Raw genomic sequence first — 24,209 nt, 5'->3', positions numbered from 1 at the left:
AGTGTGTTTTTTCCTAAATTAGGAATCATAAAAATAACACAAAATGCAAAAACAGACCCGCGTCGTCATCGAGAACGTACAACCGCAACTCGACGGCGGCGCTCATTTTATAAAGCGTGTGGTCGGCCAGAAAGTGGTCGTAACGGCCGACGTGTTTGCCGATGGGCACGATGTCATGGAATGCTGTGTAAAATACCGCCACGAATCGGAGAAGAAATGGTCGGAAGTCCGGATGCAACCACTCGGCAATGACGAATGGACCGCCGAATTCACCGTAGAAAAGCAAGGTTTCTATTCCTATTTAGTAGAAGGATGGGTCGATTATCCCCTCAACTGGCAACGCGGCACCGAACGCAAAATCCACGACAACCAATACGTGAAATCGGAATTGCTGGAAGGAGCGGAGTATATCAAATCGGTGCAGAAAGCCGCGTCCAAAGAGGAGAAGGAGTTCCTGAAAAAAGCCGCTGCTGCCTTTACCGATGAAAAACGCTACGACGAAGCCATCCAATTGGCGCTGTCTCCGGAATTACACGACATCTTCCTGAAGTATCCCGTTAGGTACATCGAAAACGCTTCCGACGAACTCCGTGTCTACGTAGATCGTAAAAAAGCACTTTTCAGCACCTGGTACGAATTCTTCCCCCGATCGGCCTCCGACAAACCCAATACCCACGGCACGTTCAAAGACTGTGAACGTCTTTTGCCTCGCGTCGCCGCCATGGGCTTTGATACCTTATACTTCCCGCCCGTGCACCCCATCGGGGAGGTGAACCGCAAAGGCAAGAACAACGCCACAAACGCCCAACCCGGCGATGTCGGCTCGCCCTGGGGTATTGGTTCGCAATACGGCGGACACAAATCCATCCACCCCGATCTCGGCACCCTCGACGACTTTAAGTCGCTGGTAAAAAAGGCACAGGCCGTAGGTATCGAAATTGCGATGGATTACGCCCTGCAGGCCGCACCCGACCATCCGTGGGTGAAGGAACACAAGGAATGGTTCAAATGGCGTCCGGATGGATCCGTACAATACGCCGAAAATCCACCTAAAAAATACCAGGACATCCAGCCGATCTGGTTCGAAACCACCGACTGGCAGAATATGTGGAATGAATTCCGCGATGTACTCCTCTTCTGGATTGAAGAATGCGGCATCCGCGTCTTCCGCGTCGACAACCCGCACACCAAGCCGTTCTTCTTCTGGGGCTGGATCATCGACCAGGTCAAACGCAAACATCCGGATGTGTTGTTCCTCTCAGAAGCCTTCACCCGTCCGAAAATCATGAACGAACTGGCCAAACAGGGCTTTACGCAGTCGTACACCTATTTCACGTGGCGGAACACCCGGAAAGAACTCCAGGACTACGTTACCGAACTCACCCAAACCGAACAGAAAGAGTTCTACCGCCCGAATTTCTGGCCCAATACGCCGGATATCAATCCGTTTGCCCTCCAGCGCGGCAATGAGGCGATCCACCTTCAGAAATACTTCCTTGCCGCCACCTTGAGTTCCTCCCTGGGCATCTACGGTCCGGTTTTCGAATTCATGGTCTCCGAACCGATGGCGGAAGGAAAAGAAGAATACCTGAACTCGGAAAAATACGAGGTCTATCACTGGAACTGGGAGCACCAGAACAAGCTCACCATGCTCATTTCAAAAATCAACCGCATCCGCCACGAACGCCCGTCGTTGCAGCAAACCAACAACATCGTGTTCTGCGATACGTCTGACGACCAACTGATGGCCTATTACAAATGGGACGATGCCCGCTCGGATGAAACGCTCATGGTGGCCAGTCTCGACAAAGACCACCCACGTGCCGGCATGGTGCGCCTGCCGATTGCGGAAATCGGAAACCGTCCGGTGCACGTGACCGACCTGGTTTCGGGCTACAGCTATTATTGGGACAAAGAATGGAATTATGTGGAATTGCACCCGTCACTGCCGTTCCACCTCTTCAAAATTGAAAGGACATGAAAGAGGCCAAAATAAATGAAGATGCGTTCGTCAACCCGTTTGTCTTCAAGACCGACTGGCAAACCGCTTTCGCCGATGACGAATTCCGCAAGGTGTTCTGTTCGGATATCCTGGAAGAATACATCCTCAACAAACGGTGGTACGGAGGGAAAGCGTCCACGCTGAAGTACATAGAAGTCATCGATTGGTTCCGGATCAAGTCGGAAAAGAATACCTATTACGGGGTGTTGCTCGAGGTCAACTTTAAGGAAGCCTTCTACCAGCACTACTTCATGCCGGTAGCGTTCATGGCAGAGGAGGAGTTGGATACGAACACCATCATCGCGCCCGTCAAAATGGGCAAACAGGATGGGTTCCTGATCGACGCGCTCCACCAGGAAGATTTCCGGAAGTTGCTTTTCGACAAGATTGCCGGGTCCGATAAGGAAGACAAAGTGCGCTTCCACCGCGGGAAGAAACTCAAAGACCGCGAATACCGTTCGTCGCGGTTCATGGGCGTCGAGCAAAGCAACACCTCGATCATTTACAACGATGCGTTCGTGTTGAAGATCTTCCGTCGTATTTATATCAGTACGAACCCTGATTATGAAATCAGCCGGTTCCTGACCGAGCGCATGGACTTCAAATCGTCGCCGGCCTACCTGGGGTCGATCAACGTCACGCTGTCGGAAGGCGACATCACGCTGGGCCTAATGCAGGACCTCGTGCCCAACCAGGGCGATGCGTGGAGGTTTATGCTGGAAGAAACCGACCGCATCTTCGACAACCTCAAAAACAAGAAGATAAAGATCAAGGACCTGCCCGATGTGCCGCTGTTCACGCGGTTGAAACTGAACGAAGTGCCGCACGAAATCATCGATTGGGCCGGACTCAGTATCTTCCAGCGCATTCGCACACTGGCGACGCGCACGGCGGAGATGCATATCGCCCTCGGCAGCGACATCCACGACACGGCTTTCACGCCGACGACCTATAACGGCGATTATACCGTATGGCTGAAAAACCGCCTGACGTACCAGTTCCAGAACCGGTTGAACATCCTGGAAAACAACCTGCACAAACTCGACGGACTCGCACTCGAACTCGCCAACCGCTTCCTCGACCATAAAAAGGAAATCCGGAAGGAATTCCTCGATTTCGACTGGACGAAGATGAAGTCGGAACGCATCCGCATCCACGGCGACTACCACCTCGGCCAAGTGTTGGTGAACGGCGATGATTTCTACTTACTCGACTTCGAAGGCGAACCCGAAAGCACCATCCGTGACCGCAAGGTGAAACAACCGCCGCTGAAAGACGTGGCGGGTATGTTCCGGTCGTTCCACTACGCAATCTATGCCACGATTTTCAACAACAGCGACAAATACCCGTATGAACAGGAAGACCTCTTCCGGGCGGGCGAGCTGCTGTTTCACTATTTCGTAGGCGTCTTTTTGCAGACGTATACCGAAACGGCCCAGGGCGGTAACCTCAATATCGGCTACAAGAAAGAGATCGACTTCCTCCTGAAATACTGCCTGCTTGAAAAAGCGGTGTATGAACTCGGGTACGAACTCAACTCAAGACCACGCTGGGCAGTGATTCCGTTAACGGGAATTGGTAGTTTGATGGGGTATTAGGGAGGAGTTAGGGGTTAGGAGTTGGGAGTTGATGGTTCTTAGTTCATGGTTCATGGTTCATAGTTGATAGTAGCGGTCGCAGTTGGCAGTACTCAGCTACTCAACTATTCAGTTCCTCAGTTACCCAATTCCTCAGTTCCTCAGTTACCCAGTTCCTCAGTTGCTCAGTTACTCAGTCACTCAGTTCCTCAGTTTCTCAGTTTCTCAGTTCCTCAGTTCCTCAGTTACTCAGTTCCTCAATTCCTCAGTTCCTCAGTTCCTCAGTCACTCAGTTCCTCAGTTGCTCAGTTCCTCAGTTCCCCAGTTCCTCAGTTCCTCAGTTCCTCAGTTCCTCAGTTCCTCAGTCACTCAGTTGCTCAGTTGCTCAGTTGCTCAGTTCCTCAGTTTCTCAGTTACTCAGTTACTCAGTTCCTCAGTTTCTCAGTCACTCAGTTCCTCAGTTCCTCAGTTCCTCAGTTCCTCAGTTCCTCAGTTCCTCACTTCCTCAGTTCCTCATTTTGCACAATCCCCTTATTTTCCACCACCATGCCCTCTTCTTTTGCCGAAAGGCCCTAGTGGTTACCACCTGACGGTTTCGGCGCGCCGGGATGCCCTCGTGGTTCCCACCAAACCGTTTCGGCGTGCCGGGAAGGCATGGTGGCCGCCACTACGCTGTATTTTTTTGCCGAAAGGCCCTAGTGGCCGCTTCGATGCCTTGCGGGCAGGAAGAAAGGGTGGGGTGGAGGTGGTAGGGCGCTTTTGGATAGTTGTGTAATGTCATAATAGCCGCCCGGTACCCTCTTACAGCATGGGGAAGGGATTACATTCCTCAATAGGAACAAACCGCGGGGAGTAAGGTGTGTTTTGGAATAAATTTGTACTTTCGTAGGGTTGCAGGGGGTTAGTTATAAACCGGACGTTACATACGAGAGACTAAACGGCGGCCAGCTGCGTATTTGGAGCTCTTTGTCCGTTTGAGACCAGTGCGATGACACAAACTTCGCTTATGCGGATGATGGAGGAGGTATGGAAGGTTTGTTGAGTCTATGAATTAGTTATACGAAATTAAAAATGACCAACCTTGAAATTATGTGTATAAATTTAGTAACCGGAGATAAATGTAAATTAAAGTTATCCGATAGTCTTGGTAGACGAGATGTTCAAATTGCCATCGAAATAAACAACCGTTTTAAGGAACTAGCGAACAGCCGAGCCACAAAAGAGGAAGCGCCTTTAGGAGTGACGTGTGGTGGGCCTCATTGTTGTTACATTAGCGGAAGATTCGCGAGCATGCACGAATGGCCTTACTATAATATTTAACCAAACTATGTATAAAAAATTAAAAGATTACGATTCTCAAAGCGTAAATGAGATTATTGACAAGGAATTAGTTTTTCATTTAGGTAATATCGATATTGCCGACGACAATGTTCAAGAAATGATTAGAGGAAAAATTACAAACGTAATTTTAGCGGGTAATTATCCCAACATGCCGTTGACCTTTGAGATTACCGATGAAAAAGGAGAAGTTAGAAAAGTGAATGTTTATGAGGTAAAAAAAATCAGTGATTAAAATCCCATAACAGCGGCTAGGCGTAATTGCCAAGTTTAGAGTTTATTAAAAATCAGGTTTTCTAATTACATTTGGTGGTAGCGGAGAGTAATCGGCTCCAAAACCTTGGCAACTGTCTCCTGAATCGCGAAACGTTGGCTGTGAACTTAAACAATCCCAATGAATAAAATCGAGAAAGATCTTCTGAAAAGTATAGGTTCTAGAAATTTAGCTTTTGTTATCGGAAACGGTATTAATAGGTATCCAAAAAATCCTCCAGAAAGATCGTGGGAACAAATGTTGGTTGAAATTTATAATGAGATATCCGGAGAAAACATAAACTTTATTCCAAAGGGAATTACGCTTACCGAATTTCATGATGTCTTAGATTTAGCTTCAGCTAGTAAATCCCAAAATATTCAGAGAGCATTCATTAAGAAATTAGATTGGGAACCTGACGAACATCATCGTAATATTATTTCAAAAATAATTTCATTACAGCTTCCAATTTTGACTACGAACTTTGACTTAGTTCTTGAAAAAGCTGCTCGTTGTAATTCATTTAGACACAAAATACCTAACCATCGAGTTTTATCTGACTTCTATCCTTGGGATAGTTATTATTCAAATTCGTTAAAATCAAATCCGTTTGATGACTTTTCAATTTGGCATATTAACGGTCAAACCAATTATAAACGGAGCATAAAGCTTGGATTAAATCATTATTTACTAATGGTTAATCAGGTAAAGAAACATTTTCCATTTCAACATCGTGATGTAATCAATCCCGAATTTGAAAGAACTTGGTTGAAGATCCTTTTTGAGAAAGACATTTGTATTTTTGGTTTAGGATTAGACGAGCAGGAAGTATTTATTCGTTGGCTTCTTTTAGAGCGCGCGAAATATTTTAAACGATTTCCTGAAAAATCAAGAAAAGGTTGGTATATCAATTTTGATGAGAGCAGCCCATCTAACGTGGGAAAAAAGTTCTTTTTAAAGAGCGTTGGATTCAAGTATATAGACTATTTTGGTGAAAATAAATATGATAAATTCTATATTGATTTTTGGAATCAGATATTATAAAGGCTGCAGCTAACAGCGGCTAGGCACAATGGGAGGGTTGCTGATTAAGTGAACGCATCTTCGTTGTCTCGTAACAGAAAATACTCATTTCCATAATCCAACAAACTGCGTCCGACCCGCGAAACGTTATGAGACCTAGCTAAAATTAGAGCGTGTATGGAAAGTAAATACATTGAGAAAATTTTGAGGATTATGTTACAACCCCTAATACTCAATTTGCAATTCTAATAAATGGATCCTGGGGTAGTGGAAAAACTTTCTTCTTCAAGAATAGTCTCGTACCAATATGCGTAAAGCACAAAAAAAAACCCGCTGGCGCGAGCGTCACGCTCGTGCCTACTTATAAATACGTCCCACTTTTCTCCGCAAATTCGTATTTTCAACCCTTTCTCGAGAGGTAAATGTACACTCGCAACTCTAGATGTGGGTTTTTCGTACTAGGGGGCATGAGCGCGATGCTCGCGCCAGCGGGTGGCGGAGAATACTCAGTTCCACAACTTGGTCGACTAAGAGTAATCCGCGAAACGTTAGCAGCTATTTATCCAAGCTGTCGTCTAAACTATATAGTTCAAACGCTTTGTTATAATCAATAATCGATTTACTTGACGTATTCGGGTCAATACCACAAGATTTTAAATATTGATCATTCCTATTGTAATGTTTTTGAGATTTGAAATTACATGCGACTTCTTCAAGTGTCTGTATTTCATCTTTCGTAAACAAATGTTCATTAAATAATTTGTTTTGCGAAACTTCAAACCTCTCCCCTAAATAACCATTTTTACTGTCGTAAGAAATATGAATACAATCCATATCATTTAGCATTTCAAATATTGAATGAAAATGATGTGGAGCAGGTCCAAAATCATTCTCTAAATATCTCATTCCACTAATAGAATAAGTCGTCTTCTGATAATTTTGAAAATCCGAGCAAAAAAGTAGACTGCTTAAGACCGGCTTTAAAGGAGTTAATTGTTTTGAGAAAAAAATGACCATTTCGCAGAACTTATCTAAGTCTGGAACTTTGTAGCCACTAAATCTATCTGGAGATTCATTGCCTAGTATATAATGCTTTAAGTGAATAAGTTTATCATGATGATTTTTTGAAATTAACTCATCAATTTTATCGCAAATGGCGGATGATTCTTTTTTCGTTAAATCAGAGGAATCAAGAACCATCTGTTTAAAAGTAAGGGGATTTTTAGCTAAATGAATAAGCTTAGCATTTGAAATTGATGGAATATCACCATTTTCGTATTGCCGATATGAATTTGTCCCAAAACCCAGAATTGAAGACATTTTAGAAGCAGACAAGCCATACTTCTTTCTAATCTTCCTTATTTCTTCTGGAAATGGGATATTATATTTTTCTCTGTACTGATTATAAATCTGATTTAGATTTAATTCTTGCATGACACTGTCAGTAAATAATTCGCCAGTATCTTCGCATTTATATGCAAAACGGTAGAAAGAGAAAGATTCCTTGCGAAATTGCAAAACATCTTTCTCTCTTACCACCTTCATTTCTTTGTCCGTAAAAGGGCTCTTCATGTGTTTTTGAAAGGATATTTCATCCTAAATCTAGAATAATGGAAGGAAATACAAAAAGGTCCGTTATTTGCACAAGTGATTTTGATATACACTTCCTTTCCTTTAATGTTTTTTCCAAACACCCACATAGGCATATTGCCGTATTGGTCATTTGGAATTGGACCTTGAGAATAATCTATTAGTTGTAATGAGGCTAGTATGTTTTCAACTTTTTTCTGTGACAATTCTAAATCTAAAATTGTTTCCTCATTTTCTTTTCTAGCAGCAAAAAGTATTCTAGAAGATATACTCATCGCTGCCTTGAACTCTCTTAGAAAGTTCAAAACTTGCTCTTGCAGCATTGGGCTTTGTGTTTAAATTGATCCGGTGTCTTCTTTTCATAAATTAATTATTTTAAATTGTTACAAGGCAAATATACAACTTTAAAGTTCAAAAAATTAATCATTTAATAAATTACTCAACTTTAACGTGTTTTCAATTCAATCAGCTACAACTTGCTAGTTAATTCCCCCGCTGCCGCGAACCTCACGCTCGTGCCTACTTATAAATATGTGCCATTTTCTCCGCAAATTCGTATTTTCAACCCTTTCTTGAAAGGTGAAAGTAAACATGCAACTCTGGGTGTGGGTTTTTGTAGTATGAGGCACGAGCGCGACGCTTGCGGCAGCGGGGGGGTATAAGCTAGTTAGTGGCAAGCATTGACCAGAACTGTTAAAATCTAAACAATCTACACATGCGTTTTGCTTTATTAGGCGATAATCGAATAGAAGCTCAACCGAAACTTAACGGATTGTGCTGCTGCTGTTCGAAGCCAGTTATTGCAAAATGTGGCACACGAAAAATTTGGCATTGGGCACATAAAAGCAAAACAGATTGTGATAATTGGTGGGAACCGGAAACAGAGTGGCACCGAACTTGGAAAAACAATTATCCAGCGGATTGGCAGGAAATAGCTTTATTTGATAAAAGAACAAGCGAAAAACACATTGCGGATGTTCTTACAGCTAATAGTCTCGTATTAGAATTTCAACATTCGAATATTCATCCTCAAGAACGAACCTCACGAGAACGTTTTTTATAAAAACATGGTTTGGGTAGTTGACGGGACACGATTGAAAAGGGATTTTCCTCGTTTTCTTAAAGAGTGGAAAAGAGACGGAATTAGTGAAGTACATCAAACGGAGAAACCGGGAATATTTGAGGTTTGGTTTCCAGAGTTTTGTTTTCCGGAGCCGTGGCTGAAAAGTTCTGTGCCTGTTATCTTTGATTTTTTCGGGGATGGCTCAATTGATGATCCTGAAGGCTTGCGAAATAATTTTTGCTGTTTATTTCCGCAAGTTGGTATATATGCCAGAGTTGCTGTGATTTCACGTAAAGCTTTTATAAACACAACCACAAATGGAGAATGGACTTTCCGAGTTCAGGAATTCATAAATGAATATAGAAAACGAGACGAGATAAGGCGGAGAGAAAGTCAACAAGGAATGTTGTACTCATCAAACAGAGTAGTTTATACAAGGATAGGAATTCCACTAATTCGTGGCTACAATACATACAAAAAGCCTAGACGAAGATTCTAATTATGCTAGTCACTAACAGCGGCTAATCGCAAATGGCGGGTCAAGTGAATTGGGAACGTTTGTTTTTTATAAATTCGTTTCTCCCCCCGCTGGCGCGAGCGTCACGCTAGTGCCTTTTTGTAAATAAGGACTAATTGTATCAGCAAATTCGTATTTTCGAATCATTCCCGAAAGGTAGAAGTAAACCTGGATACGGTTTTTCCGTAGTATTTGGCACGAGCATGACGCTCGCGCCAGCGGTGCAAATATGCTGTCGGAGTTGGTATTGGATCGGCCTCTTTTGGAGTAAGTTACTCCTATACTTGGCGTTTGTTCGATTTTGATTAATTTTTTGAAAGTGGCTCCAACATATCTCATAGTAATTCCTATACTATTTTTAGGCGCGGGGTTATATAATATTTTCAACGCCGAAAAAGTGCAACAGCGTATTATTAGACAGACCTTGTATTTTCGTTTTCTCCAAAAAACTAACATAACCAATTGGTTCTACCATAGAACTTTAAATAGAGTTTCATCCACGGAGTATCTTATTACCATTCGATGGTCATCGTTGGGAGTAATTGCAGTTTCTGCCTTGTCAATACTATTTTTTATATTGCGATTGTTTTTCCCTGATGGCGAAATTCATTTAAACTGAGAGAATCGATATGACTTCCATGGGCCTATGTAGACGATACATCAGCTAATAGAAGGTTCTTAACAACCGCCGCTGGCGAGCCTCACGCTCATAACTACTTATAAATATGTACCAGTTTTTCCCCGCAAATTCGTATTTTCAACCCTGTCCCGAAAGGTAAAAGTAAACACGCAACTCTGGTGTGGGATGTTCGTACTAGGGGGCACGTGGTGGTAGCTTTTCGCCGTTTGAGAACAGTGCGATACTACAAACTTCGCGTATGCGATGATGAAGGAGGCATAGGCGAATGTTTGTTGAATCTATAAATTAGCTAGCTGTAACTGTTATGAACACTAAAGAAACCATAGAACTTTTTTTAACAATTTGGGGTGCAGGACTTTCTACATTACTTGCAGTTTTTACAATTCTAAAGTATAAGAAAGATGAGCAAGTAAAACTAAGTGTTATTGGTACTAGTGATGAGCCCTTTGATCATATTAGAATTAGCATTTGCAATATTAGTACTAAACCGGCGACAATTATTGCATATTCTATCGGTATTGGTTCTATGAACGATTATCAAACAATAATTGTAAGAAAGAACTTAGGAATTGAAAAAAAATTAAGTGAAAGCGATATTTGGACAGCAACAATAAGTAGGGAAGAAATAATAACTTTATTTGATTCCGCAAATGTAGAACATCAATATTTTCAGACACTTTGGTCAAACGTTATTTTATCAAATGGGAAGGTTTTTTCAAGTTCGGTTTATATAAATCCATCAATAATACTTGAAGACAGGTATACGAAAGCAGAGCCGTTTATAGCAACTGACATTTTCTTAAATAGGCAATCTTTAGAATCTCTTTATTTTAAAATTGGTCTTAAATAAAGCTACAGCTAAGCGGCTACCCGCAATGCCCCCGCTGGCGAGCGTCACGCTCGTGCCTACTTATAAATAGGTGCCAGTTTTTTCCCCGCAAATTCGTATTTTTCAACCCTTTCCCGAAAGGAAAGAGCAAACCCGCAACTATGGCTGTGGGTTTTTCGTACCAGGGGGCACGTCGTTGTAGCCTTTTCTCCGTTGAGAACAGTGCGATACTACAAACCTCGCGTATGCGGATGATGCAGGAGGGATATGCGAATGTTTGTGGAACCTATAAGGCAAGCAGAGCGACACAAAACATTGACACCAGAAATGACGGCAAAAAGAAAAACAAACTCAGTTTTATCAAGACGTATTTGAAGCCTGCTTTGAAAAATTTCGGTTTATCGGACTAGTGGACAAACTTGGTGGAAAGAAAAAGGCGACTTCTTTACGGTAATCAACTTACAGAATTTCTCTTGGAACAGTAAGGACAGCGTTGACTTTTGTTTTCAATATCGGTGTTGCATTAAAAGCTACTATGAACGACACCGAGAAAAAGAAGCCGACAGTTTTACGACCTGACGGTTTATCTCAGAGAAAATTCGTATTTGCCAGACAGCCGACCAGGAGTATAAAATTTAAAAGCAAAACGGGCTATGTTTTGACTGAGCAAACGGACTTGAATGACTTTGTAGCGGAACTTAAATCGGACTTTGAAAATCACATTTTGCCGACTTTAGGACAAATTGGAATACACTTCAAGATTGTGTAGACCGGTTTGGCAACATTGCTTTTTGGGGTGACAATCTGAAAAAAGTAATTACAGAAAATAAGCTTTTAGCACTGTGAAGACAAGAATACGCCAGCGGGGGAATATTTCGGTTTTCCAAACCTGGCCGCATTGCGTTTTGAGGCCGCAAAACAGTAAGCAGTTCATTTCTAAAACCGACACACAAAAAGAGCCATATGGGACTATTTTGACAAGCTTTTTTAAGACTAAAAAAGTGCAATACGAAATAGTAAGAGACGAAAACGGAAAACATCAAATTGGGGGTGAAGCGCCACAAGACTTTACGATCCCGGCAAATGAATTTTATGGCAGGATTTCAATATTTGGGGCTTTATTGATAATACTGACCCAATATTTTCCTGGCTACCATTCAAAGTGCACTTAATTCATCCCATTTACACAGATGAATATTCCGTTTTCCTTGACTATACCAATCCAAACAAACCGACCAATTATTGACCCAATTGACACCGCTTCCTCGACAAGTGCGTTTGACGAAATTGACAAAAATTCTAAGATAATTTGGGAAAGGGTGTGAGGGTACGTTTAGAAGAGAAAAGAAGAAATTGACGAATATAATAGTAATAGGAATCTGTGGGACAGCCAGACTGGTTACAAGATCCTGAAATCCCAATATGTCCGAAAAGTGGAAAGCCTATGAAATTTTTTATGTCAATTAGGAAGTTTCAGTGAAATTAAATCGACATTTAGTAAATGTGGTTTCCGTCAGATGGGATGGCAGAATACTTCGAAAAAACTAAATTTTTGGTGTGACGGAAATTTTATACATTTTCATTGAGCCGACAACAAAGACAATGTGCTACACAATGCAAAATACATAACGTGACAACAAATGACGGGCAAAAAAGACCCACCTGCTTAACTACACCCGCTCCGCAACATTCTCCCCAAAGCACTAAGCTCCGCGAACGTCTCCGACTTCGCGGCAATGCTTGAAAGGTGTTTTTTAGTATACCCGCGCCTTGCCAGCGGAGGGGTGCACGGTAGGCAGTACTCCGCTCCTCAGTTACTCAGTTCCTCAATTCCTCCGTTTCCTCCATTCCTCCATTCCTCCGTTGCTCAGTTCCTCAATCCCTCAGTTGCTCAGTTCCTCAATCCCTCAGTTACTCAGTTCCTCCATTCCTCAGTTCCTCAGTTCCTCAGTTACTCAGGTTACTCAGTTCCTCAGTTTTACTCAGTTCCTCAATTCCTCCATTCCTCCCATTCCTCCCATTCCTCCGTTCCTCAGTTCCTCCATTCCTCAGTTGCTCAGTTTCCTCAATCCCTCAGTTGCTCAGTTCCTCAATCCCTCAGTTACTCAGTTCCTCCATTCCTCAGTTCCTCAGTTTCCTCAGTTACTCAGTTCCTCAGTTTCCCTCAGTTCCTCAATTCCTCCATTCCTCCATTCCTCAGCACCCGTCCAATCATCGCCCGCGACCAACTCCGGATCCTGGTTGTGGATGCCATGGCTGTATTCAGGAAGCAACAGCACAAAACGAATTCCCGCTCCGCAACATCTCCCCGAAGCACTAAGCTCCGCGAAACGTCTCCGACTTCGCGGTAATGTTTGAAAGGTGTTTTTAGTATACCCGCCTGCCATCGGAGGGGTGCGCGGTAGGCAGTACTCCGCTCCTCAGTTCCTCAATTCCTCCGTTCCTCAGTTCCTCCATTCCTCAGTTTGCTCAGTTCCTCAATCCCTCAGTTACTCAGTTCCTCCATTCCTCCATTCCTCAGTTCCTCAGTTACTCAGTTCCTCAGTTACTCAGTTTCCTCAATTCCTCAATTCCTCCATTCCTCAGCACCCGTCCAATCATCGCCGCGACCAACTCCGGATCCTGGTTGTGGATGCCATGGCTGTATTCAGGAAGCAACAGCACAAATGAATTCCGGTTTTTCTGGATCATGCCCGAGTAGTTCTCGATCCGGACGTTATCGAACGCATCCATCCAGGGGCGGAGCTTGATGCCCCATCGTATCGACGTTTCCTCTTCAAACTTTTCAATACGTCGGTTGTAGGCAATCAAAACCGCAACCGGAATATCAGGGAGGGGAGCCAGGTTTTGGTATTCATGGAAAAAAGAAGGGGTACTTCCACTGAGTTTCACGTTTCGTTTCCATACGCACGCCCTCAGGCATGTTGGCGTCGGGCGCTCATTTCTGTCAGCATTTTGGGCCAGATTTCGCGGTAGCCGATGGCGCTTTCTGCTTTTTGGCGCGCCGTCTCATTCTGTTCCGGGGTAAGCATAAAATCGGTAGGATCGATAAACACCATCCCGGCTACTTCCTGGGGGTACCGCGAGGCGAAAAGACGGATAAACGGGCCTCCCAACGAGTGGCCTACCAAGAGGTACGGCGCTTTTAAGTGTAATTGTTGCAGCATGCGGTGCAGCTTTTCCAACCACATCCGTATCGGTTTTCCAAACGGTCGTCGGCTTCCGATTCGCCCAGGCCGTTGCGGTCATACACAACGTAACAGGCGTCTTTCGGCAAATGGGCAAAGACCGGCTCGAAATTACCACCGCCCATCCCGAGTCCACTTTCAAAAACGATTAATGGGTTGCCCGGCTTTCCGGTTTTCAAGCCCGACTACTTTGTAGCCATTTTACGGTTATCCACCGAAAAACAAAAGAATTCGGGGTATTTTGTGCCTGCACCAGGGCCGGGTGCCAACAGCCAGCACACGAGAAAAGATAAGAGAAGGGATTTCATGATGATTGATTGATTGATGATTCCCTGTAAGTCGCCATACATCGAGGATGTTACAGTTCCGAAGCGGTTTGTGCGCTCCCAATTCCTCCGTTCCTCCGTTCCTCAATTCCTCAGTTCCTCAATTCCTCAATTCCTCAGTTCCTCAGTTCCTCAATTCCTCAATTCCTCAATTCCTCAGTTACTCAGTTTCCTCCGTTCCTCCGTTCCTCCGTTCCTCAATTCCTCAGTTTCTCAGTTTCTCAGTTCCTCAGTTACTCAGTTCCTCAGTTTCTCCATTCCTCCGTTCCTCCACCCGCTACTTCGTCACCGCATTAACCGGCGCCCCACTCAAAACTCTGCGGCTCCCAATAACCCGAAGAACCGTTGTTTTGGTAGAAACCATAGGCTGTATTCGTGGTATACACCATAAATCGTACTTTTCGAAGCGATCGCGCCCTTTGGCGTCCCGCTAAGGCTTTGCGGTTCCCAATATCCGGATGAGCCGTTGTTTTGGTAAAAAAGCGTAGGCCGTATTGTTGGTATACACCACAATATTGTCGTTAGACGCCGGCGGCGCCCTGGCGGCGTTTCCGCTCAGCGACTGCGTTTCCCAATAAACCGGAAGAGTTGTTGTTTTTGGTAAAAGGCGTAGGCCCCGGTAGTGGTGTAGACCACGATATTCTTATTGGAAGCCACCGCGCCTATAGGGGTTCCGCTCAAAACTTTGCGCCTCCCAATAGCCCGAAGATCCGTTGTTCTGGTAAAAGCCGTAGGCATTCGTCGTGGTGTAGACGACGATATTCGTATCCGTTAGCGATGGCGCCCAGTGGTGTGCCGCTTCAGGGGTTGCGTTTTTCCCAATACTCCCGCTTGAGTTTGTTTTGTTTTTGATAAAAACGCCGTACGCCATGTTGTTCGTATAAGATGGGACGATCATCTTTGGCTCGTATTTACTTTTTTGCCTTTGTGATGGTCCTTGCGGCAAGCGCCGTCGTAGTTCACTTTTTTCCGCATTACAAGGGCAATACGGCCACGCTTCAATTAAAGATTGGTTTCGGTACCGATTGATTGGTTTATAAGGTTCGTGCCACCGGTCGGAGGGTCAAACCTCCACCCTTCCAGGGAACTTGCCTTCCGTTTTGCCCAGTCGATAGAAGACGCGGAAACTTCGCCCGTTCCACCGGCGTTTAACCCTGTTCCCGATGTTAAAGGTGGTTTGGGAAAAAGTCCCTGTGCATTGGTGGGGTTTTGTATGCGTTTCGGCAGTACGCCACCCGGACCCGAAACCGAGTTCGAAAGGATTACTGACTTTAAATGCCGGACGTTGCCATTGATGGAAACCGGGTTTTCCGGAAGTAGTGAAACGCCACGGCCTGGTAACTTGGATACCACTGCGGGGGCCCTGTGGCCGACAGTTGCAAGGAAATGAAAAGAGGAGTAAGTAAAAAGAAAGTAGAAGGAGAATCCTCATGTATTAGTGTTTTAGATACTTTAAAAAGGGGGAAAAGTTGTGTATTATCCGTTACAATAAGATAAGGTTTGCCCTGTGCGGGAGGTTTGGCCCCCAGGTCCAAGCCGGCCGTTTTGGCAGTGTTTTTGGGGTTTTCGAGGCATTTGCCCGGACAGTCCCCCCCCCCCCCCCCGTCGAAGGGAACCGGACCACCTGGGGCGGACGCGCTGCTTCGGCTATATCCAGAAAACAGCGAACCCGACGTCGGATTCGGGTAAAAACCGGCACCCGGGTCGGGCCGTGGTCGATCTCGTCAATCGACAATGAGGTAAACTCAATGCGCGACACCGCGCCGATCAATCCCGAACTTGCCTGGTTCGCATTGGTCGGAACGACAAAAACCTCGCCCACCGAGTAGATGAGTTGGTTGGTGGAAAGCGCGCCGGTATTGGTGGCCGACATCGTTTGTGCCGACGCAACGGATGTGGCAGCCAGCAGCAGGAACGGAAACAGTAGGGTAGTTTTCATCAATAGCGCCTTGTTATAAAGGAGTAGGAAGGGCAAATATAAGGGAAAGTGGGCCGAAGTTTTGGGTTTTGAGGGTTGCGTTTTGAGGGTTGCGTTTTGAGTTTTGCAAAGTTTCCAGTTTCATTCTCGCGTTATCGGAATGTAGAACGTATGAATACGCCGTTTCCCGTTAGCCGGAAGACTGATAGTCATTTTTAGTTCGTCTTTCTCATAGTTGCTTTTCGCATCCGGCGTATTCTCCAGTCGCACCTTGTTGGGATAATGCTCAGGTAGGGGTCTCAGGCCCAGCCCGATAATGTGCAGTGATCCGGGGTTTACGTTCTTTAGAAAAAATGTCAGCACCGAACGTTTTCCGTACACCAGATTCTTACCGCCCTTGTCGATGACGACTTCAATTCTTAGATTGTCTTTCTCATATACAAGATCGTTGCGTTGGAGGAGAAAAGAACTTAGGAAAAACAGAAAGTAAAGGGGTTTCATACTAATAGTGGTAACCGGTTGGGTATGGATAACAAACTGTGTTTCCATATTTAATTCAGCATCAAAAGTCTAAACTTCCCATCCAGGCCCAAGTTTCTCTTGCGGGTCGGGTTCGACGATGTCATAAAAGTTTAGAATCATGGGGTCTTCGCCTTGTTTTATTCGCTTGTGCATATCCAGGAGTTGCGTCAATAGAAGTTCGTCTCCCTTCCGCAATGGGTCGTTCTCGATTTTTAGTCGCGTTAGGGCGCGTTGTGTGGCCCGCCAAAAATAATCACGGTTTTTGGGGGCAAAACGAACGCAAGTCGAAATTAAGCGTAAAGCACTCGTCTTTTCGATAAAAACCACCGTAGCCATTATAGATATCACCGTTTTTCTTCCCTGAATATGAGCCGTTCCAGATAGTCATAGAACGCTTCCGCACCCTCGATTTCCTTTAATTTCGCGCGTAATCAGTTCCAAAGTTCCGACATCAAGGCCCAACGCTTTGCCATGCCTCGTCCGTCTTCCAGTGTCCAAAATGCCGACGCCATTATTTGTCGTTATAGTATTCTTTTGAGGGTCGTGGATTTGCAGCCCGTACCTACCAATTTCTAATAAATTCTGTGCGTCCTGCCTTGCTTGCACATCATGTTGGATACTAGGTGTATTCTACACTATCGTCATTACGAGTGTGGACTGCAAATCTTAGGGATCAGAGTAACAGTCCTTCGGTTTTCTCCCATTATCGTTCCAAACGGGCCCCAAAGTATGTTAAATAAGTCTATTCGTAATTACCGACAGTGGCCAGCAGTTCTTTCTTGTAATTGTAGATATCTTCAAGCGATGTCAAGATTTTTTTCTCTCCATTGTCCTTTCCGTTCTGGAAAAGTTCAATGTATTTATTAGCAGAATTGAAATGTAACCTGTCCAAAGCGGCTTACGATTGTTATCGTCGAGAAGAATGCCGAAGTAAGGACTGGGTATCCCCGGAAGGCGATTGCGTGAAAGCCGGTAAGCACTTCGCGTAGTAATGGCTCTTTACAATTTGAGAAACCCTCACATTTCGTCTTCTGTTAGTGTTACGAATTTAGGGAATTTCAACATGTTCATCTATTAAGGCTGGGGGCCCGGGTTTGGGTCTTCGTTGGCACCGGTGCAGAAAGCCGCGTCCAAAGAGGGAAGGAGTTCCTGAAAAAAGCACGCTGCTGCCTTTACCGATGAAAAAAACGCTACGACGAAGCCATCCAATTGGCGCTGTCTCCGGGATTACACGACATCTTTCCTGAAGTATCCCGTTAGGTACATCGAAAACGCTTCCGACGAACTCCGTGTCTACGTAGATCGTAAAAAAGCAACTTTTTCCAGCCACCTGGGACGAATTCTTCCCCCGATCGGCCTCCGACAAACCCCATACCCACGGCACGTTCAAAGACTGTGAACGTCCTTTTTGCCTCGCGTCGCCGCCATGGGCTTTTGATACCTTATACTTCCCGCCCGTGCACCCCATCGTGGAGGTGGACCCCGCAAAGGCAAGAACAACCGCCACAAACGCCCAACCCGGCGATGTCGGCTCGCCCTGGGCTATTGGTTCGCAATACGGCGGACACAAATCCATCCACCCCGATCTCGGCACCCTCGACGGGACTTTAAGTCGCTGGGTAAAAAATGCACAGGCCGTAGCGTATCGGGAAATTGCTGATGTATTACACCCCCCCCAGCCCTGCAGGCCGCACCCGACCAATCCGTGGGGTGAAAGGAACACAAGGAATGTTGTTCAAATGGCGGCCGGATGGATCCGTACAATACGCCGAAAATCCACCTAAAAAATACCAAGACAATCCAGCCGATCTGGTTCGAAACCAACCGACTGGCAGAATATGTGGAATGAATTCCCGCGATGTACTCCTCTTCTTTGGATTGAAGAATGCGGCATCCGCGTCTTCCCGCGTCGACAACCCGCACACCAAGCCGTTCTTCTTCTGGGGCTGGATCATCGACCGCGTCAAACGCAAACATCCGGATGTGTTGTTCCTCTCAGAAGCCTTCACCCGTCCGAAAATCATGAACGAACTGGCCAAACAGGGCTTTTAACGCAGTCGTACACCTATTTCACGTGGCGGAACACCCGGAAAGAACTCCAGGACTACGTTACCGAACTCCACCAAACCGAACAGAAAGAGTTCCTACCGCCCGAATTTCTGGCCCAATTACGCCGGATATCAATCCGTTTTCCATCCAGCGCGGCAATGAGGCGATCCACCTTCAGAAATCCTTCCTTTCCGCCACCTTGAGTTCCTCCCTGTGGGCATCTACGGTCCGGTTTTTCGAATTCATGGTCTCCGAACCGATGGCGGAAGGAAAAGACAGAATACCTGAACTCCGGAAAATACGAGGTCTATCACTTGGAACTGGGAGCACCAAAACCAGCTCACCATGCTCATTTCAAAATCCAACCAAGCATCCGCCACGAACGCCCGTCGTTGCAGCAAACCAAACAACATCGTGTTCTGCGATACGTCCTGACGACCCAACTGATGGCCTATAACAAATGGGACGATGCCCGCTCGGATGAAACGCTCATGGTGGCCAGTCTCGACAAAGACCACCCACGTGCCGGCATGGTGCGCCTGCCGATTGCGGAAATCGGAAACCGTCCGGTGCACGTGACCGACCTGGTTTTTCGGGCTACAGCTATTATTGGGACAAAGAATTGGAATTATGTGGAATTGCACCAGTCACTGCCGTTCCAACCTCTTTCAAAATTGAAAGGCCATGAAAGAGGCCAAAATAAATGAAGATGCGTTTCGTCAACCCGTCTCTGTCTTCAAGACCGACTGGCAAACCGCTTTCGCCGATGACGAATTCAAGGGGGGGGGGGGGGGGGGGGGGGCAATGTGTTCTGTTCGAATATCCTGGAAGAATACATCCTCAACAAACGTTGGTACTGAGGGAAAGCGTCCACGCTGAAGTACATAGAAGTCATCGATTTGGTTCCGTATCCCAAGTCGGAAAAGAATACCTATTACGGGGTGTTGCTCTCAAAAAAAAGAAAAAAAAAGGAAAAAAAAAAAAAAAAAAAAAAAAAAAAAAGAAAACAATGGGAAAAAAAAAAGAAAAAAGAAAGAAAAAAAAAAAAAAAAAAAAAAAAATGAGGTCAACTTTAAGGAAGCCTTCTACCATCACTACTTCATGCCGGTAGCGTTTCCATGGCAGAGGAGGAGTTTGGATACGAACACCATCATCGCGCCCGTCAAAAGGGGCAAACAGGCATGGGTTCCTGATCGAACGCGCTCCACCAGGAAGATTTCCGGAAAGTTTGCTTTTCGACAAGATTGCAGGGTCCGATAAGGAAGAAAAAGTGGCGCTTCCACCGCGGGAAGAAACTCAAAGACCGCGATATACCGTTCGTCGGCGGTTCATGGGCGTCGAGCAAAGCAACACCTCGATCATTTACAACGATGCGTTCGTGTTTTGAAGATCTTCCCGTCGGATTTATATCAGTACGAACCCTTATTATGAAATCAGCCGGTTCCTGACCGAGCGCACATGGACTTCAAATCGTCGCCGGCCTACCTGGGGTCGATCAACGTCACGCTGTCCGGAAGGCGACATCACGCTTGGGCCTACTGCAGGAACCTCGTGCCCAACCAGGGCGATGCAGAATGGAGGGTTTTAAATGCATATACTAGAAACGCGACCGCATCTTCGACAACCTCAAAAACAAGTAAATAAAGATCAAGGACCTGCCCGCTGTGCCGCTGTTATTCACGCGGTTGAAAACTGAACGAAGTGCCGCACGAACATCATCGATTGGGCCGGAACTCAGTTATCTTCCAGCGCATTCGCACACTGGCCGACGCGCACGGCGGAGATGCATATCGCCCTCGGCAGCGACATCCACGACACGGCTTTCACGCCGACGACCTATAACGGCGATTATATACCGTATGGCTGAAAAACCGCCTTGGGGAACGTACCAGTTCCCGAACCGGTTGAACATCCTGGAAAACAACCTGCACAAACTCGACGGACTCGCACTCGAACTCGCCAACCGCTTCCATCGACCATAAAAAGGAAATCCGGAAGGAATTCCTCGATTTCGACTGGACGAAGATGAAGTCGGAACGCATCCGCATCCACGGCCGCTACCGACCATCGGCCAAGTGTTGGTGAACGGACGATGGATTTCTACTTACTCGACTTCGAAGGCGAACCCGAAAGCAACCATCCGTGACCGCAAGGTGAAACAACCGCCGCTGATGAGACGTGGCGGGTATGTTCCGGTCGTTCCCACTACGCCAATCTATGCCACGATTTTCAACAACAGCGACAAATTACCGTATGAACAGGAAGACCTCTTCCGGGCGGGCGACATGCTGTTTTCACTATTTCGTAGGCGTCTTTTTTTGCAGACCGTAATACCGAAACGGCCACAGGGCGGTAACCTCAATATCGCCTACAAGAAAGAGATCGACTTCCTCCTGAAATACTGCCTGCTTGAAAAAGCGGTGTATGAACTCGGGTACGAACTCAACTCCAAGACCACGCTGGGCAGTGATTCCGTTAACGGGAATTGTTAGTTTGATGGGGTATTAGGGAGGAAAGTTAGGGGTTAGGAAGTTGGGGAGTGTGATGGTTTCTTAGTTCATGGTTCATGGTTCATAGTTGATAGTAGCGGTCGCAGTTGGGCAGTACTCAGCTACTCAACTCTTCAGTTCCTCAGTTACCCAATTCCTCAAGTTCACTCAGTTACCCAGTTCACCTCAGTTGCTCAGTTACTCAGTCACTCAGTTCCTCAGTTTCTCAGTTTCCTCAGTTCCTACAGTTCCTCAGTTACTCAGTTTCCTCAATTCCTCAGTTCCTCAGTTCCTCAGTCACTACAGTATTTCCTCACTGTTGCTCAGTTCCTCATTTTCCCCAGTTTTCCTCAGTTTCCTCAGTTCCTCGAGTTGTCCTCAGTGTTTCCTCAGTCACTCATTTGCTCAGTTGCTCAGTTGCTCAGTTGCCTTGCATTTTCTCAGTTACTCAGTTTACTACTTCAGTTTCCTCAGTTTCTCCAGTCACTCAGTTCCTCAGTTCTCTCAGTTTCCTCAAGTTTTCCTCAGTTCCCTCAGTTCCCTCACTTTCCTCAGTTCCTCATTTTTGCACAATTTTTTCCCCCCCCCCCCCCCCCCCCCCCCCCCCCCTTTATTTTCCACCACCATGCTCGCTCTTCTTTTGCCGAAAGGCCCTCAGTGGTTACCACCTGACGGTTTCGGCGCGCCGTGGAATGCCCTCGTGGTTTCCCACCAAACCGTTTCGGCGTGCCGGGAAGGCATGGTGGCCGCCACTACGCTGTATTTTTTTTGCCGAAAGGCCCTAGTGGCCGCTTCGATGCCTTGGCGGGCAGGAAAGAAGAAAGGGTGGGGTGGAGGGTGGTAGGGCGCTTTTGGATAAGTTTTTTGTGTAATGTCATAATAGCCGGCCCGGTACCCTCTTACAGCATGGGGAAGGGATTACATTCCTCAATAGGAACAAACCGCGGGGAGTAAGGTGTGTTTTGGAATAAAATTTGTACGTTTCGATAGGGTTGCAGGGGGTTAGTTATAAACCGGACAGTTACGATACGAGAGGACCTAAACGGCGGCCAGCTGCGTATTTGGAGCTTCTTTGTCCGTTTGAGAACCAGTGCGATGACACAAAACTTCAGCCTTATGCGGATGAATGGAGGGAGGTATGGAAGTTTTGTGTTGAGTCTATGAATTAGTTATACGAAATTTAAAAATGACCAACCTTGAAATTATGTGTATAAATTTAGGATAACCGGAGATAAATGGTAAATTAAAGTTATCCGATAGTCTTGGTAGACGATGATTGTTCAAATTGCCATCGAAATAAACAACCGTTTTAAGGAACTAGCGAACAGCCGGAGCCAACAAAAGAGGAGCGCCTTTAGGAAGTGACGTGTGAGTTGGGCCCTCATTGTTTGTCTACATTAGCGGAAGATTCGCGAGCATGGCACGAATGGCCTCTTCTTTCTTTTGCTTTTTCTTACTTTACTATTAATATTTAACCAAACTATGTATAAATAAAAAAATTAAAAGATTTACGATTCTCAAAGCGTTAAAATGAGATTATTGACAACGGAATTAGTTTTTCATTTAGGATAATAGCGATTATTGCCGACGGACAATGTTCAAGAAATGATTAGAGGAAAAATTACTCAAAACGTAATTTTAGCGGGTAATTATCCCAATCATAGCCCGATTGACCTTTGAAGCATTACCGATGAAAAAGGAGAAGTTTAGAAAAGTGAATGTTTAATGATGGTAAAAAAAATCAGTGATTAAATCCCATAACAGCGGTCTAGGCGTAATTGCCAAGGTTTAGAGTTTATTAAAAAAATCAGGTTTTCTAATTACATTTGGGTGGTAGCGGAGGAGTAATCGGCTCCAAAACCTTGGCAACTGTCTCCTGAATCGCGAAACGTTGGCTGTGAACTTAAACAATCCCAATGAATAAAATCGAGAAAGATCTTCTGAAAGTTAATAGGGTTCTAGAAATATTAGCTTTGGTTGTATCGGAAACGGTATTAATTAGGTATTCCAAAAAATCCTCCAGAAAGATCGTGGGAACAAATGTTGGTTGAAATTTATAATGAGATATCCGGGAGAAAACATAAACTTTATTCCAAAGGGAATTACGCTTACCGAATTTCATGATGTCTTAGATTTAGCTTCAGCTAGTAAATCCCAAAATATTCAGAGAGCATTCATTAAGAAATTAGATTGGGAACCTGACGAACATCATCGTAATATTATTTCAAAAATAATTTCATTACAGCTTCCAATTTTGACTACGAACTTTGACTTAGTTCTTGAAAAAGCTGCTCGTTGTAATTCATTTAGACACAAAATACCTAACCATCGAGTTTTATCTGACTTCTATCCTTGGGATAGTTATTATTCAAATTCGTTAAAATCAAATCCGTTTGATGACTTTTTCAATTTGGCATATTAACGGTCAAACCAATTATAAACGGAGCATAAAGCTTGGATTAAATCATTATTTACTAATGGTTAATCAGGTAAAGAAACATTTTCCATTTCAACATCGTGATGTAATCAATCCCGAATTTGAAAGAACTTGGTTGAAGATCCTTTTTGAGAAAGACATTTGTATTTTTGGTTTAGGATTAGACGAGCAGGAAGTATTTATTCGTTGGCTTCTTTTAGAGCGCGCGAAATATTTTAAACGATTTCCTGAAAAATCAAGAAAAGGTTGGTATATCAATTTTGATGAGAGCAGCCCATCTAACGTGGGAAAAAAAGTTCTTTTTAAAGAGCGTTGGATTCAAGTATATAGACTATTTTTGGTGAAAATAAATATGATAAATTCTATATTGATTTTTGGAATCAGATATTATAAAGGCTGCAGCTAACAGCGGCTAGGCACAATGGGAGGGTTGCTGATTAAGTGAACG

General features: G+C 44.9%; 23 protein-coding genes and 1 pseudogene. 14 read left to right on the top strand and 10 right to left on the bottom strand.

Annotation, left to right across the window (positions count from 1 at the left end; all coding sequences use genetic code 11):
* Positions 1-43 precede the first annotated feature (43 nt).
* The 5 genes and pseudogenes from MKO97_RS12525 to MKO97_RS15170 form a co-directional block, all read left to right on the top strand.
* Positions 44-1,981 carry an alpha-1,4-glucan--maltose-1-phosphate maltosyltransferase gene (locus MKO97_RS12525; protein WP_241103553.1) on the top strand — a complete coding sequence of 646 codons (1,938 nt, stop codon included), beginning with the start codon at positions 44-46 and terminating at the stop codon, positions 1,979-1,981.
* Positions 1,978-3,600: a trehalose synthase gene (locus MKO97_RS12520; RefSeq protein WP_241103552.1), complete on the top strand. Its 1,623-nt coding sequence runs from the start codon at positions 1,978-1,980 to the stop codon at positions 3,598-3,600. The genes MKO97_RS12525 and MKO97_RS12520 overlap by 4 nt, the downstream gene beginning before the upstream one ends.
* Before the next feature lie 1,306 nt (positions 3,601-4,906).
* Positions 4,907-5,152, top strand: coding sequence for a hypothetical protein (locus tag MKO97_RS12515; RefSeq protein WP_241103551.1), 246 nt, complete (start codon positions 4,907-4,909; stop codon positions 5,150-5,152).
* 159 nt (positions 5,153-5,311) lie between these two features.
* Entirely contained in the window at positions 5,312-6,214 is a 903-nt protein-coding gene (locus tag MKO97_RS12510) for a hypothetical protein (protein ID WP_241103550.1), read from the top strand.
* 191 nt (positions 6,215-6,405) lie between these two features.
* Positions 6,406-6,615: pseudogene (locus tag MKO97_RS15170) on the top strand (P-loop NTPase fold protein); the annotation flags it as partial.
* Between the two features lie 133 nt (positions 6,616-6,748).
* Here MKO97_RS15170 and MKO97_RS12505 read toward each other — a convergent pair.
* Entirely contained in the window at positions 6,749-7,765 is a 1,017-nt protein-coding gene (locus MKO97_RS12505; protein WP_241103549.1) for a type II toxin-antitoxin system antitoxin SocA domain-containing protein, read from the bottom strand.
* Positions 7,762-8,106: a type II toxin-antitoxin system MqsR family toxin gene (locus tag MKO97_RS12500; RefSeq protein ID WP_241103548.1), complete on the bottom strand. Its 345-nt coding sequence runs from the start codon at positions 8,104-8,106 to the stop codon at positions 7,762-7,764. Before MKO97_RS12500 ends, MKO97_RS12505 begins: the two co-directional genes overlap by 4 nt.
* Before the next feature lie 392 nt (positions 8,107-8,498).
* Between MKO97_RS12500 and MKO97_RS12495 the strand changes: the two genes are divergently transcribed.
* From MKO97_RS12495 to MKO97_RS12485, 3 genes are all read left to right on the top strand, one after another.
* Positions 8,499-8,846, top strand: a complete 348-nt coding sequence (locus MKO97_RS12495) for a competence protein CoiA (RefSeq protein WP_241103547.1) — start codon at positions 8,499-8,501, stop codon at positions 8,844-8,846.
* Between the two features lie 4 nt (positions 8,847-8,850).
* Positions 8,851-9,345: a hypothetical protein gene (locus tag MKO97_RS12490; RefSeq protein ID WP_241103530.1), complete on the top strand. Its 495-nt coding sequence runs from the start codon at positions 8,851-8,853 to the stop codon at positions 9,343-9,345.
* Between the two features lie 962 nt (positions 9,346-10,307).
* Entirely contained in the window at positions 10,308-10,853 is a 546-nt protein-coding gene (locus MKO97_RS12485) for a hypothetical protein (protein WP_241103529.1), read from the top strand.
* 2,117 nt (positions 10,854-12,970) lie between these two features.
* On the opposite strand, the gene MKO97_RS12480 is transcribed toward MKO97_RS12485, so the two are convergent.
* The 8 genes from MKO97_RS12480 to MKO97_RS12445 all read right to left on the bottom strand — a co-directional run bounded on the left by MKO97_RS12480 (position 12,971) and on the right by MKO97_RS12445 (position 17,678).
* On the bottom strand, positions 12,971-13,111 hold the full coding sequence (locus MKO97_RS12480) for a hypothetical protein (RefSeq protein ID WP_241103546.1): 141 nt from the start codon (positions 13,109-13,111) through the stop codon (positions 12,971-12,973).
* Positions 13,112-13,373: 262 nt separating this feature from the next.
* Positions 13,374-13,724, bottom strand: coding sequence for a hypothetical protein (locus MKO97_RS12475; RefSeq protein WP_241103545.1), 351 nt, complete (start codon positions 13,722-13,724; stop codon positions 13,374-13,376).
* Between the two features lie 23 nt (positions 13,725-13,747).
* On the bottom strand, positions 13,748-13,999 hold the full coding sequence (locus MKO97_RS12470) for an alpha/beta fold hydrolase (RefSeq protein WP_241103544.1): 252 nt from the start codon (positions 13,997-13,999) through the stop codon (positions 13,748-13,750).
* Positions 13,978-14,199, bottom strand: coding sequence for an alpha/beta fold hydrolase (locus MKO97_RS12465; RefSeq protein WP_241103543.1), 222 nt, complete (start codon positions 14,197-14,199; stop codon positions 13,978-13,980). The genes MKO97_RS12470 and MKO97_RS12465 overlap by 22 nt, the downstream gene beginning before the upstream one ends.
* A 790-nt stretch (positions 14,200-14,989) precedes the next feature.
* The gene (locus tag MKO97_RS12460) at positions 14,990-15,244 is read right to left on the bottom strand and encodes a hypothetical protein (RefSeq protein ID WP_241103542.1); all 255 of its coding nucleotides are present in this window, start codon (positions 15,242-15,244) and stop codon (positions 14,990-14,992) included.
* A gap of 585 nt (positions 15,245-15,829) precedes the next feature.
* Positions 15,830-16,285 carry a hypothetical protein gene (locus MKO97_RS12455; protein ID WP_241103541.1) on the bottom strand — a complete coding sequence of 152 codons (456 nt, stop codon included), beginning with the start codon at positions 16,283-16,285 and terminating at the stop codon, positions 15,830-15,832.
* Positions 16,286-16,405: 120 nt separating this feature from the next.
* A complete protein-coding gene (locus MKO97_RS12450; RefSeq protein ID WP_241103540.1) occupies positions 16,406-16,765 on the bottom strand; it encodes a hypothetical protein in 360 nt (119 codons plus the stop codon).
* 763 nt (positions 16,766-17,528) lie between these two features.
* Positions 17,529-17,678, bottom strand: a complete 150-nt coding sequence (locus MKO97_RS12445; protein ID WP_241103539.1) for a hypothetical protein — start codon at positions 17,676-17,678, stop codon at positions 17,529-17,531.
* Between the two features lie 953 nt (positions 17,679-18,631).
* Between MKO97_RS12445 and MKO97_RS12440 the strand changes: the two genes are divergently transcribed.
* From MKO97_RS12440 to MKO97_RS12420, 6 genes are all read left to right on the top strand, one after another.
* Complete coding sequence (locus tag MKO97_RS12440; protein WP_241103538.1) at positions 18,632-18,838, top strand: hypothetical protein; 207 nt, start codon at positions 18,632-18,634, stop codon at positions 18,836-18,838.
* Between the two features lie 311 nt (positions 18,839-19,149).
* Positions 19,150-19,542: a hypothetical protein gene (locus MKO97_RS12435; RefSeq protein ID WP_241103537.1), complete on the top strand. Its 393-nt coding sequence runs from the start codon at positions 19,150-19,152 to the stop codon at positions 19,540-19,542.
* A gap of 2 nt (positions 19,543-19,544) precedes the next feature.
* The gene (locus tag MKO97_RS12430; protein ID WP_241103536.1) at positions 19,545-19,946 is read left to right on the top strand and encodes a hypothetical protein; all 402 of its coding nucleotides are present in this window, start codon (positions 19,545-19,547) and stop codon (positions 19,944-19,946) included.
* Positions 19,947-20,694: 748 nt separating this feature from the next.
* Complete coding sequence (locus MKO97_RS15070) at positions 20,695-20,817, top strand: hypothetical protein (RefSeq protein ID WP_256463640.1); 123 nt, start codon at positions 20,695-20,697, stop codon at positions 20,815-20,817.
* A gap of 93 nt (positions 20,818-20,910) precedes the next feature.
* Positions 20,911-21,327 (top strand): hypothetical protein, encoded by a 417-nt coding sequence (locus MKO97_RS12425; RefSeq protein ID WP_241103535.1) that lies wholly within the window; start codon positions 20,911-20,913, stop codon positions 21,325-21,327.
* Between the two features lie 2,393 nt (positions 21,328-23,720).
* Positions 23,721-24,167 (top strand): hypothetical protein, encoded by a 447-nt coding sequence (locus MKO97_RS12420; RefSeq protein ID WP_241103534.1) that lies wholly within the window; start codon positions 23,721-23,723, stop codon positions 24,165-24,167.
* The last annotated feature ends 42 nt before the right edge of the window (positions 24,168-24,209 follow it).

Source organism: Flavobacterium sp. HJ-32-4 (genome assembly GCF_022532105.1).
In the GTDB taxonomy this organism is placed as follows: Bacteria; Bacteroidota; Bacteroidia; order Flavobacteriales; family Flavobacteriaceae; genus Flavobacterium.
This window is presented reverse-complemented; position numbering and strand designations above follow the sequence as displayed.

What these genes read in the sequence shown, in the direction of transcription:
- MKO97_RS12485 (WP_241103529.1), top strand. Translation starts at nt 10,308, where the DNA reads ATGAACACTAAAGAAACCATAGAACTTTTTTTAACAATTTGGGGTGCA.
- MKO97_RS12440 (WP_241103538.1), top strand. Translation starts at nt 18,632, where the DNA reads ATGAATTCCCGCGATGTACTCCTCTTCTTTGGATTGAAGAATGCGGCA.
- MKO97_RS12460 (WP_241103542.1), bottom strand. Translation starts at nt 15,244, where the DNA reads ATGATCGTCCCATCTTATACGAACAACATGGCGTACGGCGTTTTTATC.
- MKO97_RS12525 (WP_241103553.1), top strand. Translation starts at nt 44, where the DNA reads ATGCAAAAACAGACCCGCGTCGTCATCGAGAACGTACAACCGCAACTC.
- MKO97_RS12495 (WP_241103547.1), top strand. Translation starts at nt 8,499, where the DNA reads ATGCGTTTTGCTTTATTAGGCGATAATCGAATAGAAGCTCAACCGAAA.
- MKO97_RS12520 (WP_241103552.1), top strand. Translation starts at nt 1,978, where the DNA reads ATGAAAGAGGCCAAAATAAATGAAGATGCGTTCGTCAACCCGTTTGTC.
- MKO97_RS12500 (WP_241103548.1), bottom strand. Translation starts at nt 8,106, where the DNA reads ATGCTGCAAGAGCAAGTTTTGAACTTTCTAAGAGAGTTCAAGGCAGCG.
- MKO97_RS12505 (WP_241103549.1), bottom strand. Translation starts at nt 7,765, where the DNA reads ATGAAGAGCCCTTTTACGGACAAAGAAATGAAGGTGGTAAGAGAGAAA.
- MKO97_RS15070 (WP_256463640.1), top strand. Translation starts at nt 20,695, where the DNA reads ATGGCTGAAAAACCGCCTTGGGGAACGTACCAGTTCCCGAACCGGTTG.
- MKO97_RS12515 (WP_241103551.1), top strand. Translation starts at nt 4,907, where the DNA reads ATGTATAAAAAATTAAAAGATTACGATTCTCAAAGCGTAAATGAGATT.
- MKO97_RS12450 (WP_241103540.1), bottom strand. Translation starts at nt 16,765, where the DNA reads ATGAAACCCCTTTACTTTCTGTTTTTCCTAAGTTCTTTTCTCCTCCAA.
- MKO97_RS12430 (WP_241103536.1), top strand. Translation starts at nt 19,545, where the DNA reads ATGCGTTTCGTCAACCCGTCTCTGTCTTCAAGACCGACTGGCAAACCG.
- MKO97_RS12420 (WP_241103534.1), top strand. Translation starts at nt 23,721, where the DNA reads ATGACTTTTTCAATTTGGCATATTAACGGTCAAACCAATTATAAACGG.
- MKO97_RS12455 (WP_241103541.1), bottom strand. Translation starts at nt 16,285, where the DNA reads ATGAAAACTACCCTACTGTTTCCGTTCCTGCTGCTGGCTGCCACATCC.
- MKO97_RS12510 (WP_241103550.1), top strand. Translation starts at nt 5,312, where the DNA reads ATGAATAAAATCGAGAAAGATCTTCTGAAAAGTATAGGTTCTAGAAAT.
- MKO97_RS12470 (WP_241103544.1), bottom strand. Translation starts at nt 13,999, where the DNA reads ATGCTGCAACAATTACACTTAAAAGCGCCGTACCTCTTGGTAGGCCAC.
- MKO97_RS12490 (WP_241103530.1), top strand. Translation starts at nt 8,851, where the DNA reads ATGGTTTGGGTAGTTGACGGGACACGATTGAAAAGGGATTTTCCTCGT.